This is a genomic window from Micromonospora sp. HM134 (assembly GCF_007833915.1).
GTDB classification, from domain to species: Bacteria; Actinomycetota; Actinomycetes; order Mycobacteriales; family Micromonosporaceae; genus Micromonospora; species Micromonospora wenchangensis.
On the sequence record NZ_CP041061.1, the window covers coordinates 3523141 to 3541287 of the forward strand.

15 protein-coding genes are annotated in these 18147 nt (G+C 73.8%); 9 read left to right on the forward strand and 6 right to left on the reverse strand.

Annotated elements, in window-relative coordinates:
• Positions 1 to 20 precede the first annotated feature (20 nt).
• From FJK98_RS15010 to FJK98_RS15025, 4 genes are all read left to right on the forward strand, one after another.
• On the forward strand, positions 21 to 2726 hold the full coding sequence (locus FJK98_RS15010; RefSeq protein WP_145919570.1) for a fibronectin type III domain-containing protein: 2706 nt from the start codon (positions 21 to 23) through the stop codon (positions 2724 to 2726).
• A gap of 96 nt (positions 2727 to 2822) precedes the next feature.
• Positions 2823 to 3665: a hypothetical protein gene (locus FJK98_RS15015; protein ID WP_145919571.1), complete on the forward strand. Its 843-nt coding sequence runs from the start codon at positions 2823 to 2825 to the stop codon at positions 3663 to 3665.
• Positions 3662 to 4609, forward strand: coding sequence for a nucleotidyltransferase family protein (locus FJK98_RS15020; protein WP_168222475.1), 948 nt, complete (start codon positions 3662 to 3664; stop codon positions 4607 to 4609). Before FJK98_RS15015 ends, FJK98_RS15020 begins: the two co-directional genes overlap by 4 nt.
• Complete coding sequence (locus tag FJK98_RS15025) at positions 4602 to 5057, forward strand: lasso peptide biosynthesis B2 protein (protein ID WP_145919573.1); 456 nt, start codon at positions 4602 to 4604, stop codon at positions 5055 to 5057. The genes FJK98_RS15020 and FJK98_RS15025 overlap by 8 nt, the downstream gene beginning before the upstream one ends.
• Here the strand turns inward: FJK98_RS15025 and FJK98_RS15030 are convergent.
• Genes FJK98_RS15030 through FJK98_RS15050 form a run of 5 tightly spaced genes read right to left on the reverse strand, consistent with a single transcriptional unit; the run spans position 5043 to position 8176 of the window.
• Positions 5043 to 5321, reverse strand: coding sequence for a PqqD family protein (locus FJK98_RS15030; protein WP_145919574.1), 279 nt, complete (start codon positions 5319 to 5321; stop codon positions 5043 to 5045). The genes FJK98_RS15025 and FJK98_RS15030 overlap by 15 nt on opposite strands.
• Positions 5318 to 6490 (reverse strand): asparagine synthase-related protein, encoded by a 1173-nt coding sequence (locus tag FJK98_RS15035; protein ID WP_145919575.1) that lies wholly within the window; start codon positions 6488 to 6490, stop codon positions 5318 to 5320. The genes FJK98_RS15030 and FJK98_RS15035 overlap by 4 nt, the downstream gene beginning before the upstream one ends.
• A 10-nt stretch (positions 6491 to 6500) precedes the next feature.
• Positions 6501 to 7376 carry an ABC transporter permease gene (locus FJK98_RS15040; protein ID WP_145919576.1) on the reverse strand — a complete coding sequence of 292 codons (876 nt, stop codon included), beginning with the start codon at positions 7374 to 7376 and terminating at the stop codon, positions 6501 to 6503.
• Positions 7373 to 7987: an ATP-binding cassette domain-containing protein gene (locus FJK98_RS15045; RefSeq protein ID WP_145919577.1), complete on the reverse strand. Its 615-nt coding sequence runs from the start codon at positions 7985 to 7987 to the stop codon at positions 7373 to 7375. Before FJK98_RS15045 ends, FJK98_RS15040 begins: the two co-directional genes overlap by 4 nt.
• A 24-nt stretch (positions 7988 to 8011) precedes the next feature.
• The gene (locus FJK98_RS15050; RefSeq protein ID WP_145919578.1) at positions 8012 to 8176 is read right to left on the reverse strand and encodes a lasso RiPP family leader peptide-containing protein; all 165 of its coding nucleotides are present in this window, start codon (positions 8174 to 8176) and stop codon (positions 8012 to 8014) included.
• Between the two features lie 712 nt (positions 8177 to 8888).
• Between FJK98_RS15050 and FJK98_RS15055 the strand changes: the two genes are divergently transcribed.
• From FJK98_RS15055 to FJK98_RS15065, 3 genes are all read left to right on the forward strand, one after another.
• A complete protein-coding gene (locus tag FJK98_RS15055) occupies positions 8889 to 9848 on the forward strand; it encodes a helix-turn-helix domain-containing protein (RefSeq protein WP_168222476.1) in 960 nt (319 codons plus the stop codon).
• Positions 9849 to 9954: 106 nt separating this feature from the next.
• Positions 9955 to 10245, forward strand: a complete 291-nt coding sequence (locus FJK98_RS15060; protein ID WP_240762860.1) for a GNAT family N-acetyltransferase — start codon at positions 9955 to 9957, stop codon at positions 10243 to 10245.
• A gap of 143 nt (positions 10246 to 10388) precedes the next feature.
• Complete coding sequence (locus tag FJK98_RS15065; RefSeq protein ID WP_145919581.1) at positions 10389 to 14654, forward strand: family 43 glycosylhydrolase; 4266 nt, start codon at positions 10389 to 10391, stop codon at positions 14652 to 14654.
• A gap of 242 nt (positions 14655 to 14896) precedes the next feature.
• Here FJK98_RS15065 and FJK98_RS15070 read toward each other — a convergent pair whose 3' ends face one another.
• On the reverse strand, positions 14897 to 16036 hold the full coding sequence (locus FJK98_RS15070; protein ID WP_145919582.1) for an IS630 family transposase: 1140 nt from the start codon (positions 16034 to 16036) through the stop codon (positions 14897 to 14899).
• Positions 16037 to 16241: 205 nt separating this feature from the next.
• Here FJK98_RS15070 and FJK98_RS15075 point away from each other — a divergent pair, with 205 nt between their 5' ends.
• Positions 16242 to 16490, forward strand: a complete 249-nt coding sequence (locus tag FJK98_RS15075; RefSeq protein ID WP_168222477.1) for an acyl carrier protein — start codon at positions 16242 to 16244, stop codon at positions 16488 to 16490.
• Positions 16483 to 18045: a class I adenylate-forming enzyme family protein gene (locus tag FJK98_RS15080; protein ID WP_145919584.1), complete on the forward strand. Its 1563-nt coding sequence runs from the start codon at positions 16483 to 16485 to the stop codon at positions 18043 to 18045. Before FJK98_RS15075 ends, FJK98_RS15080 begins: the two co-directional genes overlap by 8 nt.
• Positions 18046 to 18147: the final 102 nt, after the last annotated feature.

The window sequence follows — 18147 nt, forward strand, 5'->3', positions numbered from 1 at the left end:
CCGATGAGGGAGAACACGTCATGTCCCTGGTGCACCGTCTCCACCCACGGACGGCCTTCGTCGCCGCCCTGCTGCTGCTCGCCGGCCTGCTCGTCGCCCCGACCCCCGCCTCGGCCCGCGACCCCGGGCGGTCCGCCCCGCCGGCCCGGGCGTCCACACTCCACCGCCCGCTGCCGGCCGCGCCGACCGCCACCGTGGCGGCCCGGCCGAAACCCCCGCCGGCCCCGGCCGCACCCACCGCCACCCGCTTCCGCACCACGGCCACGGTCACCTGGAAGGCGCCGGCCTCGCCGGACACCGCCATCACCGGGTACGCGGTGACCGCCTACCGCGACGGAAAGAAGATCCGCTCGGTCTCCTTCGACGCCTCGAAGACCAGCCGGAAACTCTCGGGGCTGGCGGCGAAGGGTCGCTACACCTTCACCGTGGCGGCGAAGAACGCCGCCGGGACCGGCCCGGCCAGCCCGCGCTCGAAGGCCGCCAAGCTGCTCGCGCTGCCGGCCGCCCCGACCATCATCGCGGTCACCGCCGACACCGCCTCGGCCGTGCTGAGCTGGACCCCCGGCCCGGACGGCGGCTCGCCGATCACCGGCTACCAGGTCACCCCGTACGTGGCCGGGGTGCCGCAGGCCGCCCAGACGTTCGGCCCGGCCACCACCAACACGGTGACCGGCCTGACCCCGACCACCACCTACCGTTTCACCGTGGCCGCCCGCAATGCGCAGGGCACCGGCCCGGAGTCGCCGCTGTCCGAGGCGGTCACCGCCAACGTGTCGCCGACGCTGCTGTTCGACGCGCCGACCGCCGCCACCGTCGGGGTCGCCTACACCGCCACCCTGAACGTCACCCACGGCGTGCCACCGTTCACCTGGTCGGTGGCCTCCGGCACGCTGCCACCGGGGCTGATCCTCAACCCGACCAGCAACGGCATCTCCGGAGTGCCGACCACGGCCGGCCAGTACCCGATCGTGATCCGGGTGGTCGACGCGGCGGCCAAGTCCGGCACCCGGCTGATCGTGTTGACCGTCAACCAGGCGCCCGTCCTGAACTTCCCGGCACCGCCGTTGGCCGAGGTCGACGCGATCTACGCCGACCTGCTCACCGTCGTCGGCGGCACCGCGCCGTTCGTCTGGGGGCTGGCTGACGGCGCGCTGCCACCCGGGCTGACCCTCGATCCGGCCACCGGGCTGATCTCCGGCCGGCCGACCGTTGCCAACACGTACCCGGCCACCATCCGGGTCACCGACGCCAACGGCTTCACCGCCACCAGGCTGATCCGGTTGGTGGTGCAACCCAGGAGCGTGGTCACCCTGACCGCCTCTACCAACGTCACCACCTTCGGCACCCCGGTGCACTTCGAGGTGGTCATCGGGCCGGGCCAGGCCGACGGGACCGTGACGCTGATCGACGAGGAACCCAACGGGGTCGAGGCGAGGCTGGGGACGTTCCCGGTGGCGCTGAACCGGTCCTCCTTCGACCTGCAAATGCCGGCGTTCGGTCTCAACGTGTTCCGGGTGCAGTACGACGGGGTCGACCCCAACGCCGAGGCAGTCTCGAACAAGGTCGCGGTCGAGGTTTCCGCCGCACCGGGCCAACTGGAGATCAACCAGTTCGCCCAGTCCGGCCTCACCGGTCTCAGCGACCAGTACATCACGGTCACCAACACCACTCAGCTCGACCTGCCGATCGCCGGGTTCCGGATCGAGGCCCCCGGCGGTGTGGTCGTCGTCATCCCGGGCAGCGCGCGAACGCTCCCACCGCGTCGCGGGTTCCTGGTGGTGGGCCCCACCTACTCCTTGCCCAACATCCAGCCCGATCTGGTCGTGTCGGGTCTCGGTCAGGACGGCCTGCGGCTGGTCGCGCCGGACTCGGCGCACACCGTCACCGATGCCGCCGGCTCCACGCCGGGCTTCTCCGAGGGCACCCCGCTGCCGGCCTTCGGCAGCCCACCGTTCGTGCCCTATGCCTGGAACCGGCTGCTCGTCGGTGGCAAGCCGCAGGACACCAACGACAACGCGGCGGACTTCCGGCTGGTGGCGACCGTGCTCGGCCCGATCAACGGGGTGCCGTCGGCATTGGGCACCCCGTCGCCGCAGAACAGTCTGGGCACCTACCAGCAGAACAACGCAATGCAGTCGACGCTGCTCGACCCGGGCGTGGCCCAGGGCGTCGCTCCCAACCGGGTCCGGGTCAACGGCAGCCCGGGAACGTTGACCATCCGGCGCACCATCACCAACCGGTCCAGCGCGCCGATCACCCAGGCCCGGGTCAGGATCACCAGCCTGAGCCAGGAGAACGGGGCACCGCTGCCCGGCGGCTCGTCCCCGGCCATCCACTCCAACCTGCGGCTGGTCAATCCGGTCAACCCGACCAGTTCGATCACCATCAGCACCGGGGAGACACTGCTGGTCCGGAACCTGTCGATGGACGCGCCGGCCACCAGTCCGCCCGGCGGTGGGTTGGCCACCACCTTGAACATCCCGTTCGACCTGGGTGGTCTGCGGCCGGGCGGACAGGTGCACATCGCCCTCACCTTCGCCGTCGACACGCCGGGCACGTTCTGGATCGCGTACGACATCGACGCCCTCGGCACCGGTGACACCCCGACCATCGCGGGCACCGGGAAGACGGCCACGAAGGCGAAGTCGGCCAAGCAGCGGGCGCTCGACGCCCGCCGGCTGGCCGAGTCCACGAAGTTGAGCCTGATCACCGGCACCGTGCGCTGAGGCGTCGTCGTCGGGCTGCGGGTGGCGGTCACCGCGACCGCCACCCGCACCGCCCCGGCGGCGACCGTCGTTGACCAGGACATGAACGGGGGAGCGATGGCACCGACCGGACGGCCCGTCTACGGCCTGTGCGTGCACGGGCTGGACGAGGTCGAGGAACTCGCCCCGGCCGGCAGCCGCCCGGGGTGGCCGTCGGTGCGGATCCGGCAGACCACCGCCGCGCCGCCGCCATCGGCCCCCCTCGACCTCGACGGCGGGGTACGGGTCCTCGCCGACGGGCGCACCCTCACCGTGGACCGGCGGCGCGGCACCGCCACCTTTTACGGGCCGCCGCTCGCACCCGACCTGCTCGCCCACCCCTACCTCGCCCCGGTGGCGACCGTCTTCAACCGGTGGGCCGGCCGGGAGACCTTCCACAGTGGCGCGTTCGTGCACGCCGGGCGGGCCTGGGCGGTGGTCGGCCCGCGTACCGCCGGCAAGAGCAGCCTGCTCGCCGCCCTGGCCGCCCGGGACGTGCCGGTGGTCGCCGACGACATCCTGGTCGTCGACCACACCGAGGTCCACGCCGGTCCGCGCTGCGTCGACCTGCGGGAACCCGTGCCGGGGCCGGCACTGCCCACCCGGACGGTCCGGGCCGGTGACCGGCTGCGGGTGGCCCTGCCGCCGATCGCCGAACGGACCCCGCTGGGTGGCTGGCTCTTCCTCGGCTGGGGCCCGACGCCGGCGGTGACGCCGGTGCCCCCGGCCGAGTTGCTGGCCCGGCTCGCCGGATGCCGGTCCTGGCGCGGGCTGCCCACCGACCCGGCCGCACTGCTGGGCCTCGCCGCCCTGCCGGCGTGGGACCTCACCCGGCCGCGTGACTGGGCCGCGTTCGGGCCGACCCTGCGGTTGGTCGAGCGGACCCTCACCGCCGCGCGGGCCGTGGCGGCGTCCCGGTGACCGCACCGCGGGCCACCAGCGTGGCGGTCCGGCACCTCGCCCTCGACGCGGCCGCCGTGGCGACCAGCGCCCGGCTGGCCGACCGGGGGGTGCCGGCCGTCCTGCTCAAGGGGGCCGGACTGGCCCGTCGGCTCGGCACCGAGGGCAGCCGGGTCTACTCCGACGTCGACCTCCTGGTCGCGCCCGACGACTACGACCAGGCGGGGCGGATCCTCACCACGGCGGGCTTCCGCAGCGCTTTGCCGCCGGGCCGCCCCGATCCCCGGCTGCTCTGGCACGAACGTCCCTGGCACGCGCCCGGTCCGGTGCCGCTCGTCGTCGACCTGCACCGGGGTTTCCACGGGGTGGGCGACCCGCAGGCGTTCTGGACCCTGCTGTCCGCGTCGGCGGAGTCGCTGCCGCTGGCCGGCGGCACGGTGGCCGTCCCCGACGTGGCCGCCACCGCCCTGCTGGTCGCCCTGCACGCCGCGGCCCCGGGTCGGTCCGGCCGGCCGTACGCCGACCTGCTGAGGGCGTTGCGGGTCTTCCCGGTCGAGGTGTGGCGGGCGGCCGCCGTGCTCGCCGGGCAGACCGACGCGGTGCCGGCGTTCGGCTTCGGGCTGCGTCTGGCGCCGGGGGGCGCGGAACTGGCGGACCGACTTGGCCTGCCCCGGCGGACGAGCCGGACGCAGTGGGCCGCCGTGCGCCGGGTCTCCGGCCCCGCCTACGTGCTGGCCCGGCTCGCCGAGCTGCCCGCGGGACGGGACCGGTGGCGGCACCTGGTGCCGTATCTTCTGCCGCCGCCGACCGCGATGCGGCACGGCAGCCGGCTGGCCCGGCGTGGTCCGGTCGGTCTGCTGGCCGCGTACCTGCTGCGTTTCGCCCGGCAGGTCGCCAGCCTGCCGACGGCGGTGCGGGAGCTGCGGACCGCGACCCGGTTGGCGCGGCGCTCCGGCCATGGCTGACCGCCGCCGGTCGATCCCGCGTGCCGTGGCGCGCGCGCTGCGCCGGGGCGGCCTGCCGGCGGTCCGGACGGCCCTCTGGGCGGGCCGGGCGGTCCGTCAGGCCCGCCGGCAACTCGCCCGGCACGGCCTGACCGACCTGAGGCTGCCGGCGCCGCCGCCCGACGCCGCCGCCCACCGCGCGGTGGTGTTCGGCGTGCTGCGGCGGACGGGGGCCACCTGCCTGGAACGCTCCCTGGTGCTGCAACGCTGGTACGGCGGTCAGCGGGTCGCCCGGACGGTCGTGATCGGGGTGACCGCCCCGAGCGCCGGTTTCCACGCCCACGCCTGGCTCGATGGTGACACCGACGCCGAACGGGAGGCCATGGTGGAGATCCTCCGTCGGCCCACCCCGCCGGACTGGCTGGGCCGGGTGGGCCGGGTGGGCCGACGGCGGTCACGCCCCCGCTAGCAGGCCGTGTCGGTGCAGGTCGTCGAGGAAGGCCGTGACATCGGCGCTCGCCCGCTCCCGGTCCACGGCGGCGTCGTCCATCAGGGTGGTGACCAGGTCGTGCTGGGTCGCGCCGTCGACCAGGCGTTGCCACAGCAACGCCGCGCGGCGGTCGAGCCCGAAGTAGACGGACCGGGCGGTGTCCAGGACGACCACCTCGTCGCCGGCCTGCCGCCAGGCCACCCGGGTCGGATCCACCCGGTGCACGCCTTCCCGCCGGCTCATCCACCCACCTCCGCGTCGGCTCCGGACCGCCGCCCGCCGGCCGGCGGCACGGTCCGCGGCGGGCACCCGGGGGCGGGGGTGGTCGCGAGCCAGAGCTGCTGGACCAGGGCGGCGGTGCCGCCGGGGATCGGCCAGCGGGACCAGGTGTCACGCAGCGCGGTCACGTCGACCAGCTCCGGAACCGCGCCGGTGCCGTCCCAGGAGCGGACGAACTCCCGGGTCGGGGTGCGCAGGAAGACCTCGCGGAAGTGGGCCTTGCGCCGGGGCGCGGTGATCTCGGCCGGCAGGGTGTCGCCGACGATCTCGGCGAGCAGCCCGTCCCGGGAGGTGCGGTGCCGCTTGCCGGCCAGGGCGGTGAGCGCCGCCAGGAAGCCGTGGTCGAGCAGCGGGTGCACCGGGGTGACGCCGTGGTCCTCGGCGACGGCGGTGAAGGCCGAGCGGGTGATCACCAGGTCACGGCGGCGGGCGTGCCAGGCGATGCGGGGGCCGAGCCGGCGGGGTTCGGCCCGCTGCTCGGCCCGCACCGCGCGGTCGACCTGTCGGGCCGTCTCCGCCGGCAGCCACGGGAACAGCCGCCCCGGCCGACGCCGGCGCGGCAGTTCCCGGGCCAGGACGCGGGCCCGGGCCAGGTGGGCGCGGGCCGACCGGGGTGGTGGCCGCCGCCAGCCCGCCAACACCTGGTCCCCGCCGAGGCCGGTGAGCAGGCTTCCGCCGCCGGCCAGCTCCAGCAGCGGCAGGTGCAGGTGCAGGTTCACCGGATGCCGTACCCCGTAGCGGTGCAGGAACCGGCCGGCGACCGGGCCGACCAGGTCGAGGTCGTCGTCGGCCCGCAGGACCTCCCACCCGGCCCCGACGCCGAGGGCCGCGACGACCCGATGCTGCCAGGGTGACTCGTCGGCCCGGGGAGCGCCGGTGAACCGCCAGGTGACCGGGAACGGCTCGGGCAGCCCCTCCCGCCGGGCCGCCCGGACGGCGACGGCGAGAACCAGCGACGAGTCCAATCCGCCGGAGAAGCTCACCACGCACGGCGGCCGGCGCAGCGCGGGCAGCACCGCCCGGTCCAGCGCGGCGAGCGGGTCCGGTGCGGCCGGGGCAACGGTCCGCGGCATCGGCGGGCCCGCGCCCAGCACGGTGCCGGTCGCGATGTCGAACGGGGTCGGACGGGGCATGGGCGGCACCTCAATCGCGGGTCAGGGTCCCCCGGGCGGTGGCGACGCGCAGCGCGCGGCCGAAGACCCAGGTCGACAGGGGCAACAGCAGGAGGGCGGCGGCCAGCAGGGTGAGCGCCGAGGTGCCCCAGGCATCGCCGGCCAGCGCGGCACGCAGGCCGTCCAGCGCGATCCGGCTGGGCAGCACGGCGGTCAGCGGGGGCAGCACGCCGGGGAGCACGGCCACCGGGAAGTACGTCCCGGACAGGAAGGACACCCCGACGACCAGCAACCGGGCCACGGCCTCGCCGTGCCCGGCGGCGACGGCGAACGCGGTCAGCCCGATACCGATCCCCATCATCGCCGCGCTGCCGGCCACCAGGACCACGGCGACCCCCCACCAGTCGGCCCGCCCGGTGTGCAGGCCGAGCAGCGTGTGCAGCAGGAGCAGGTAGACCCCGGCGCGCAGCAGCGCCAGCAGGAACGGGTACGCAGCCGTGCCCACCGCGAGGGCGTACGCCGGCACCGGCTGGGCGGCCAGCAGCTCCAGCGTGCCACTGCGTTGTTCCCGGGCCACCCGGGAGGTCAGCTGGGTGCTCGCGGCCTGGAGCACCAGCATGAAGGTGATGCCGACCGCGACGAAGTCGAAGTAGGTCGTCGCGCCCGGCAGGCGCTGCGCTTGCGGTGCGGAGAACAACCGGGAGATGAACAGGAAAACCAGCAGGTTCACCGCCCCGAACACCAGGTCGAGCAGCAGCGGCAACCGGAGCATCCGGCGTTCGCCCAGGTCCCGTCGGAGCAGGGCGAGCACGGCCCGACCGCCCGCCCCCGGCCCGAGCCGGGGTGCCGGGGCGGGGACGGGCGGAGCCGGGCGGCGGTGCGGGCGCGCGCCGGTCAGCGGCGTCATCCGGCCGCCACCAGGGTGAGCCGTTGCCGGCAGTGCCGGCCGTCGTCGGCGTGGTGGGAGGCGACGACACAGGTCAGCTCCGTCCGCCGGTCGATGCTCTGCCAGAGCAACCGTCGACCTTCCTCGTCGAGGGAGCGCCCCGGCTCGTCGAGGAGCAGGAGCGCGGGGGCGGCGACGAGCGACCGGGCGATGCTGATCCGGGCGCGCATGCCGGCCGAGCAGCGGGCGACCGGCAGGCTGGCGTAGCGGGCGATGCCCAACTCCTCCTCGATCCCGGTGACGGCGGCGGGGACGGCCCGCCGGGGGAGCCGGAGTCGGGCGACGAGCGTGATGTTCTGGTGCGCGGTGAGCTGCTCGTAGAGACCCTGCTCCGGGGCCAGGCACACACCGGTCGCGCGCCGGGCGTCCGGTGAGCCGACCGGGTGGCCGGCGACGGTGGCCTGCCCGGTGCTCAGGGTCAGCGTGCCGGACAGGCACCGCAGCAGGGTCGTCTTGCCGGCCCCGTTCGGCCCCGCCAGGAGCACCCGTCCACCGGCACCGACGTCGAGGTCGAGGTCGCTGAAGACGACGCGTCGACCGAACCGCCGGCCCGCCCCCCGCAGCCGCAGCATCGGAATCCGGTGCCCACCGCCGGCTCAGAGCAGGGAGCCGTCGCCCTGTCCGCCCAGACCGTCGTCGGGGCCGACGGTGCCGCCCTGGGTGAGTTCGGCGAGGGTGCCGAGCCGGGTGACGGTCGGGGGTCGGTAGCCCGGGGTTTCGGATGCGGTGGGGGTGGCGTCGATGTCGCGGAGTGTATCCATGTCAGTTCCTTACTCCGATAGGCGTCTGCCCAGGCTGACCCCGTTTGCGAGATCGAACGGGCAATTTTTGTGGATGTTAGCTTATACACGCATATGTCTACCATCGACATGACCGGCCGGATGTCGCTGGCCCGTCCCCGGAATAAACGCGTCGTCGCGCGAGTGGTCACGGCGGCACGCCGGTGGTTCCTCCGGCCGGGTCGCACCCGGACGGACCTGGCGTCGTCCGGGGCCGTCGCCTGCCGGGGGCCGTTGACCAGCCCGGGTTGTGAGGGCGTCGACGATCCACTGTGCACAGTCCCGCCGGTCTCGGCCCGGGGTGCCGGACGGTCCGTTTCCGGTGCCGTCGCGGCGGTGACGACTTCGGGTGGGGACGGGACGGGGGCAATTCCGACCCACTGCTTCGCTTTCCGCAACCCTTCCTTGCGTCGTGTCGATAATCGAATCGATGCTGCTCGGCGCTGCCCGCTATTCGTCTTTCACTACCTCGTTGCGTATATCGAGAATGCCAGGCTTGAGAGTTGCGCCGGGTTCAGGGCGCGGCATGTCCTACGTTGCTGATTTCGCCTATAGTGCGGCATTGTTGGATTTCCGCCGGTCGGCACGCAGCCCGGGGGAGTGACTGCGGGAGGCACGGATGGCGGGCTATCGGCCGCCTTTGACCCGGCGGTCGACGGCACGACCAGCCGGGGACGCCGATCCCGAGGTCGGGGTGAAGCCACCGCCCTGGCAGCGGTTCACCACGACCGATGTCGACGAGGTGCTCGCCTTCTTCCGGGCGTCCTTCGCCGATGTCAGCATCATGCACTCCGCCGTCGGCGCCGAGGGCGTGCAACTGCGGGGCATGGGCACCATGCTCGTTGATGTCGCGCTGAACGGCCTGCACTACTCGGCCGGTGTCGAGGTGTCCGGCATCGCGCGGGAATTCGTCAGGGTCATCCAGGTGCGCGCCGGACGCCTCGTCGTCACCGACGGCCGGGACACTTACCGCGTGACACCGGGCCACGTGGTGCTGCTGCCCACCGACGTCACGCTCAAGCTCGAGTGCGACGCCCTCGAATCGTTCACCGTCGGACTCCCGACGACACTGATCGAACAGGTCGCCCGGGGCCGGGAGGGCCCCGGGGCGGGGGTGCGCTTCGAGAGCCTCCGCCCGATGTCGCGCGGGCTGGAGCGGCACTGGCTGGGCACCCTGGCGTACGTGCGGCAGGTGGTGCTGGCCGACGACGACCTGGCCGGTAATCCGCTGATCGTCCGGCAGGTCCGGCACATGCTGGCCACGGCGGCGCTGGCGGTCTTCCCGAGCAACTCCAGCGTCCCCCGGCAGCGGGACCCGGGCACCGTCTCGCCGGCCGTCGTACGCCGGGCGATGGACTACGTCCAGGCGCACACCGACCGGTACGTGTCGCTGGCGGAACTGGCCGAGGCCGCCGGGGTGTCCGCCCGGGGGTTGCAGTACGCGTTCCGCCGCTACCACGACACCACCCCGGCCCGGTACGCCCGACGGGTCCGGCTGGACCGCGCCCACCGCGACCTGCTCGACGGTGACCCGGCGGCCGGCGACACCGTCGCGGCGATCGCCGCCCGGTGGGGATTCGTGGACGCGAAGCGGTTCGCCACCGACTACCGTGCCGCCTACGGCCAGCCGCCGAGCCACACCCTGCGGTCCTGATCCAGCAGGTCCCGCCACCGGGCGGCCCGGCGCAGCACCGGCCGACGGACCACGCCCGCCGGTGCGCCGCCGGTCGGCGTGTTTGGATGGTCGGGTGGAGTTCACCGTGACAGACGCGCCGGACCGGGAGCGGTTCGAGGCGCGCGACGAGACCGGGGCGCTGGCGGGAGTGGTCACCTACCAGTTGACCGGGGCCATCATCGCCTACACGCACACCGAGGTCGACCCGGCGTTCGAGGGGCGGGGCGTCGGCTCGACGCTGGCCCGCGCGGTCATGGACGACGCCCGCTCCCGGGGCCGTACGGTGGTGCCGATCTGCCCGTTCCTCGCCGACTGGCTGGGCCGGCACCCGGAGTACGCGGACATCGTGGCCCGCTCCACCCGTCGGATCAGGTAGCCCGGCGGCCCGGGGGCGGCTGCCTCCCGGTTGGTGAGCGGGCGTGCGCGCAGCGCATCGGCGGGCGGCGCATCCTTGACGGGGTCTGATTGTTGCGTTGACAATTCCAGCCTGTTAACGCTCACAACGCCGAGGAATCCCCCATGCCCTCCGCAGTTCCCCGGAACCACCACCGCACCCCCACCCCCCGCCGCACCCGCACGGTCGTCGCCGCCACCGTGCTCACCCTCCTCGCCGCGCTGGCCCCCGCCACCTCGGCCCCGGCCGCCGCCGCCGACGTCACCGACGGGCTGCTGCTGCGCTACGACCTCGACCAGCGCACCGGCACCACCGTCGTCGACACCTCCGGCCACGGCAACGACGGCACCCTGGTCGGCGGCGGCACCTGGACCGGCACCGACGGGCTGCTGCTCGACGGCGTCGACGACCACGTGAAACTGCCCGACAACCTGCTGTCCGGCCGCTCCTCGCTCACCGTGGCCGTGGACGTCCTGGTCGATCCGGCACAGCAGACCCCGTACTTCCTCTGGGGCCTGGGCAACCCGGCCACCTCCGCCGCCGGCACCGGCTACCTGTTCGCCAGCGGCGACGCCTTCCGCGCCGGCATCACCACCACCAACTGGGCCGGCGAGAAGGTCACCGGCACCGGCGGCAACCTGCCCCGGGGCGTGTGGAAGTCGGTCGTCTACACCCAGACCGGCACCACCGGCACCCTCTACGCCGACGGCGTGCAGGTGGCCCGCAACACCGCCGTCACCGTGCCGCCCAGCGCCGTCGGCAACGGCGTCACCACCGCCAACCACCTGGGCCGGTCCAACTACGCCACCGACCGGTTCCTCAAGGGACGGGTGGCGAACTTCCGGATCTACGACCGGGCCCTCACCGCCGCAGAGGTCGCGGTGGTCGCGCAACCCGGGGAGTCCGACCAGGACCGGGCCGAGGCGGCCGCCGCCGCCCTGACCCTGATGCACGCCGACGACGTGCGCGGCAACCTGACCATGCCCGCCACCGGCCGGTACGACGCGACAGTCCGCTGGCGTTCGGCCCGACCCGAGGTGGTCGCCGCCGACGGCGTGGTGCGTCGTCCGGCGCACGGCACGGGCGACACGACGGTGCCGGTGACCGCCACGGTCACCGTCGGCGCCGGCACCGTCGAACGGACCATCACGCTGACCGTCCGCGAGCTGCCGGCCCCCGCGCCGTACGCCGGCTACGCGTTCAGCTACTTCACCGGCAACTCCATCGCCGGGGAGAAGATCTACTTCGCCGCCAGCCGGGGCAACAACGCCCTCCAGTGGACCGAGGTCAACGGCGGCCAGCCGAAACTGGAGTCGACCCACGGCACCCGGGGCCTGCGCGACCCGTTCCTGATCCGCAGCCCGGAGGGGGACCGGTTCTTCCTGATCGCCACCGACCTGTCGATCGGCCGCAACGGCGACTGGGACGCCGCCCAGCGCCGGGGCAGCCGCTACCTGGAGGTGTGGGAGTCCACCGACCTGGTCAACTGGTCGGCGCAGCGGCACGTCGAGGTGTCCCCGCCGACCGCCGGCAACACCTGGGCACCGGAGGCGTACTGGGACGCCGAGCGCGGCGAGTACCTGGTCTTCTGGGCCTCGAAACTGTTCGCCGAGAACGACCCGGAGCACACCGGCAACACGTACAACCGGATGCTGGCCGCCACCACCCGCGACTTCGTCACGTTCAGCCCGGCGACGATCTGGCAGGACCGGGGCGAGTCGCGGATCGACTCCACGATGATCCGCGAGGGCGACACCTACTACCGGTTCACCAAGGACGAGGGCGGCGGCGGCACCGGCTGCTCCGACATCATCCAGGAGAAGTCCCCCTCGCTGACCGCCGTGGACCTGCCCGGCCGACCCGCCTGGACGATGCTCGACTCGTGCATCGGCCGCGACGCCGGCACCTCCGCCGTGGAGGGGCCCACCGTGTTCAAGGCCAACCCCGGCGACACCTCCGGCTCGCGGTACTACCTGTTCGTCGACGAGTACGGCGGCCGGGGCTACATCCCGCTGGGCACCGACGACCTGGCCAGGCCGAACTGGAAGGTGCCGGCCTCCTACCGGCTGCCGGCCAGCCCCCGGCACGGGACCGTCATCCCGGTCACCCGTGCCGAACTCGACGCGCTGACCGACGCGCCGCCCCCGGTGGACGCCAACGCCGACGGGGTGGTGGCCCACTACCGGCTCGACCAGGCCGCCGGTGGCACGGTCACCGACGACTCCGGCAACGGCCACCACGCGACTCTGGCCGGTGACGCCCGCTGGGACTCGGGCAGCCTCACCCTCGGCGGCACCGACGGCCACGTCGACCTGCCCGACAACATCATGTCCGGGCTGGACGAGATCACCGTGTCGATGGACGTGAACATCGCCGCCGACCAGGCCACCCCGTACTTCGTCTGGGGGCTCGGCAACACCGACTCCGCAGGCGTCGGCAACGGCTACCTGTTCACCACCGGCAACGACTACCGGACCTCGATCAGCCTGGGCAACTGGACCGGCGAACAGACCGTCACCGGCGGCCGGGCGCTGCCCCGGGGGGTGTGGAAGACCCTGACGTACACCCTGAACCGGGCCGGCACCGCCCGGATCTACCTGGACGGGGTGCGGGTGGCCGAGAAGACCGGGCTGACCCTCGCGCCCGGCGACATCGGCGGCGGCCGGACCACCGCCAACTACCTGGGCCGCTCCCAGTACGCCAGCGACCGCTACCTCAAGGGCCGGATCCGCGACTTCTCCCTCTACAACCGGGCGCTCACCGACGCCGAGGTGGCCGCGCTCGGCAGCAACGGCACCAGCGTCGTCGCCGTCGAACTCGACAGCCTCAAGGTGCCGGCCGTCGTGGACGCCGCCAGCGGCACGATCACCCTGCCGGTCCGGCCGGGCACCGACCTGACCAGCCTCGCCCCGCGCTACCTGGTCGCCCCGACCTCGACGGTCAGGCCCGCCGGGCCGCGCAACTACACCCGACCGGTGACGGTCACCGTCACCAGCGCCGCCGGGGCCAGCCGGGCCTGGACGGTGCGGGCGGTGCCGATGAACACCCCGGTGCTGCCCGGGTACAACGCCGACCCGAACATCGTCCGGTTCGGCGACACCTACTACATCTACGGCACCACCGACGGCTTCCCCGGCTGGGGCAGCTCGACGTTCACCGTGTGGTCCAGCCGCAACCTGGTCGACTGGACCGGCCACGACACCATCCTCGACCTCGGCCCGGACGTCAGCTGGGCGGACACCAACGCCTGGGCGCCGGCCGCGATCGAGAAGAACGGAAAGTACTACCTGTACTTCTCGGCCCAGCAGAACATCGGCGTGGCGGTGGCCGACTCGCCGCTCGGGCCGTTCGTCGACCCGCTCGGCCGGCCCCTGGTGAGCAAGGCCGACTACGGCAACGCCCAGCAGATCGACCCGGCGGTCTTCACCGACGACGACGGGCAGAGCTACCTGTACTGGGGCAACGGCACCGCGTACGTGGTCCCGCTGAACGACGACATGATCTCCTACGACGTCGCCCGGCGGGTCCGGCTGACCGGGCTCACCGGCTTCCGCGAGGGCCTGTTCCTGCACAAGCGCAACGGGGTGTACTACCTGTCCTGGTCGATCGACGACACCGGCAGCGAGAACTACCGGGTCGGCTACGGCATGGGTGCCAGCCCGCTCGGGCCGTTCACCAGCCGGGGGGAGATCCTCACCAAGGACCCGGCCCAGGGCATCCTGGGCACCGGGCACCACTCGATCGTCCAGGTGCCCGGCACCGACGACTGGTACGTGGCGTACCACCGGTTCGCCATCCCGGACGGCGACGGCACCCACCGGGAGACCACCATCGACCGGCTGTACTTCGCCGACGACGGCACCATCAAACCGGTGGTGCCCACCCTGACCGGGGTGGAGCCGCTGCGCTACCGGGGCGGGCAGCCCCGGCTACGGATCACCGACCCCGGCGCCGACGGCTGGTACGGCGCGAACGCCGCCCTCACCCTGGCCCACGGCGAGTTGATCAGGCTGGTGGAGTACCAGATCGACGGGGGAGGCTGGTTCCCGTACCGGGAGCCGGTGGCCCTGCCCGCCGGCCGGCACACGATCGAGTACCGGGCGCAGGGGGTCAACCTGCTGTGGAGCACACCCTGGGCGACGTCGGTGCAGGTGGACGGGGTGGCCCCGACCGCCGGGGCGACGCTGGTCGACCGGGCGCTCGTCGTCACCGGCCGGGACGCCGACTCCGGGGTGGCCCGGGTCGAGTACCGGCTCGACGGTGGGGAGTGGACCACCTGGACCGGGCCGGTGCCGCTCGACGACCTGGCGCACGGGATCCGTTACCGCGCGGTCGACGTGGCCGGCAACGTCGGCGAGGTGGCCGTGCTGCGGGTGCCGGCGGTCCGGTAGCCGCCGGCCGGACGCGCCGCCCGACCGTGCGTCGGGCGGCGCGTCCAGCACCTCCTCGGGGTGGGCCACGTCGAGGCCGGGCAGCAGGGCGGTGGGCACCACCACCAGGGCGACGCCGTTGGCGGTCCGGGCGACGGGCGGCGGGCACAGCGCGCCGACCGTCCACACGGCGATGAGGACCGCGAGGAAGTCGGGGACCGCCGTGCCGGTCAGCGGCCGGGGCGCGATGCGACTCCGTCATCTCACATGCCGGTAGGCGGGATGGACCGGCGTCCGGACGCCAGTCGTTCGATCACCGCCGATGCGCCCGAAGTCCGTTCATGATGTCGGGCCCGTGCCCGGCGGATCTCCTCCGCGCCGGCCACCCAGCGCGCCGCGCCCGCCCGGCCGGCGGTTTCCCCGGCGTCGGGCCCGGGGTCGTCGGCGCTGCGGGCGACGGGGCCCGGGGACGGCCCGGCGGCCACCGGAGCGCGGCCGGCGAGCAGGCGCGACCAGCGGTGGACCTGGTCGGCCCAGGAGTCACCCGCCGGCAGCAGGTGCAGGTGGAAGCGGGGGTGGCGGGTCAACCAGCCCCGGACCGCCGGGGCGTCGTGCAGCGCCGGGTCGTCGGCGACCAGGTGCACCTCCAGGTCGGCGGGCACCGCCCGGTCCACCGCCACCAGGAACCGCCGGTACGCCCCGGCGCGCCGGGGCCGGTCCGGGACGGCCCCGCCGGCGGCCACGAGCTGCTCCGGCCGGCGCGTTGCGGGCACCGGCCGGTACGCCGTCGGCGGGCCACCTGCCGGCGGCCGGTCCGGGGCGGGCGCGGGGTCGACCGGGTCGCCGGTCGACGGCCGGTCGTCGCGGGGGGCGGCGCACAGCGCCAGGGTCCGCCCCGGGGGCTGGCGGTAGAGCCCGACCAGGGCCACCACCGTGGCGACGAACCCCGGGTCGGTGGCCAGGGTCAGGCCGTCCTGGAGGTGGGGGCGCAGGTCGAACCGACGCCAGATCCGGCCGACCGTGGACGCCGACAGTCCGCTGTGGACGGCCATCGACGCCCGGGACCACCGCCGTGCCGGGGCGGGCGTGGCGTCGAGGGTGGCCGCCACCACCCGGTCCACCTGCTCGGGCCGGACCGAGCGGGGCCGGCCGGCACGCGGGTCGTCGGCGAGCCCCGGCAGCCGCGCGGCGGCGAACCGGGAACGCCATTTTCCGACCGTCGCGGGTGAAACGTTCAACCGGGCCGCGACCTCGGTATTCGTGGCCCCCTCGGCACAGGCCAAAACGATTCGGCAGCGAATGGCGAACGACTGTGTCGAGTGTGCCGCGCGGGCCCCCTTCGTGAGCTGTTCCCGTTCCTCGTCGGTGAGCACCAGCCTGGCCTTCGGCCGCCCCTTCCCCATGCCGCGATCCTATCCGGATATGACATGGACTATTGGCGCGTGACGATGGTGGGAGCGGTTGCCGACGATTGCTCCGACGGTTGCCCTGGACGGTTCACGACGCGACTGAGTATGGTCCCGACGAGTCCCGGACTTGGGGGAAGGGGCCGCTACCGCAACGTTGCCGTGGCCCGTGTGGTGATCTGACATGGGGGGAACCGCTTCAGTGACCACGACCGATCTGCACGAGAGCATGACGTCGATCTGCGCCGAAGTCCTCCACCGGCCCACCGTCGGTCCCGACGACGACCTCGTCGAACTCGGCATGGACTCGGTGGGCGCGGTGGAGATCGTGACCCGGGTCGAGGCGGCGTACGGGGTGGACGTGGTCGACGTCATCTTCGACACGCCCACGGTCAACCGGCTCTGCGCGGTGGTGGAGTCCGCCGCCGTCCGCGACGAGTCGCATGCCTAGTCCGCTGGCCGAGCCGAATCTCGCCGACACGGCGAACCTGCTGGACCTCGTCACCCAGGCCGCGGCGGCCTACGGCGACGACCCGTACCTGCTCCCGGCGGAGCCCGGTGGCCGGGAGATCAGCTTCACCGACGTGCTGACCTTCACCCGGGGCTGCGCGGCGCTGCTCGACGAGCACCGGGTGCCGCCGGGCGGCCGGGTGGCCGTGGTCCTGCACAATTCGTCGCTGGCCGCGCTGCTGTTCCTCGGCGTCATCGCCGCCCAGCGGATGCTGGTGCCGCTGAACCCGAAGTCCGGCCCGGCCGAACTGGACACCCTGCTCGCCCACGCCGACGTCGCGCTGGTGCTCGGCCCGTCGTCGACGGCCGCGAAGGCGTCGCCGGGCCGGCGCTGGCTGACGGTGGACGACGCGGAGGGGTTCCTCGCCGCGATCCTCGACCGGGGCGTCGCCTACCGGGGGGAACTGGTCGCGCCCCCGGACGGCGGGGCGGGCGACGCCGAGATCGTCTACACCTCGGGCTCCACCGGCGCGGCCAAGGGCGTCGTGCTGTCCCACCGCGCCCTGCTGGCCAACTCGCTGGCGATGGTGAAGTGGGCCGACGCGGGCCGCGACGACGTCTTCCTCAACGTCATCCCGATGCTGCACGTCGGCGGGCAGGGCCTGCCCACGCTGACCCCGCTGTGGTCCGGGGGGCGTACGGTCTGCGTCCGTTCGGAGGTGGCGTTGGCCCGGTTCTGGAACTACGTGGACCGGCACCGTCCGACCTGGACCCTGGTGGTCAACGCCTACCTCGCGCACCTGGTGGAGCGACCGCAGCGGCCGGCCGACAGCCGGCTCAAGGGCGTCCTCGCCGGGGGCTCGGCACTCAGCCCCGACCTGATCCACCGGTTCGAGGGCACCTTCGGCATCCCGGTGTTCCAGGTGTACGGGATGACCGAGATGACCTCGCTGACCGTGGTGGAGCCCCGGGACCGCCGGCCGGGGGACCGGCGCAGCGCAGGCCTGCCGGTGCCGTTCGCCCGGGTCCGGGTCGTCGACGGCGACGGGCGGGACGTCGCGCCGGGGGAGAGCGGGGAGGTCCTGCTCAGCGGCCCCAGCATCTTCACCCGGTACGAGGCCGCGCCGGAACTCACCGCCGGGCGGCTGGTCGACGGCTGGGTGCGCAGCGGCGATCTCGGTCATCTCGACGAGCGCGGCGAGCTGACCATCGTCGACCGGATGGACAGCATGGTCATCGTCAGCGGCGAGAACGTCTACCCGGCCGAGATCGAGAACGTCGTGCCGCAGCTCGACGGGATCGCCGACGCGGTGGTCGCCGCGCTGCCGCACCCGGTGACCGGGGTGGAACTGGTGCTGGTCTACACCCTGCTGCCCGGCGCGGTCGCCGGGGAGGACGAATGGCGTGCGCTGCTGCGCAAGCAGCTCAGCGCGTTCAAGGTGCCGCGCCGGTTCGTCCCCCTGGCGCAGCTCGGGGTCGACGGTTTTCCGCGTACCCCGCTCGGCAAGATCCAGCGGTCGGACGTGCGGCGGCTGGCGATCAAGAACCTGACCTGAGTCACCGTCGGTAACGGACGAGGAGGAACGGGGGATCTGCCAGGAGATCGGTTCACCGGGGGGTGCCTCCGGGTCCGTCGTCGTACCGCGCGAGTGTCGGTG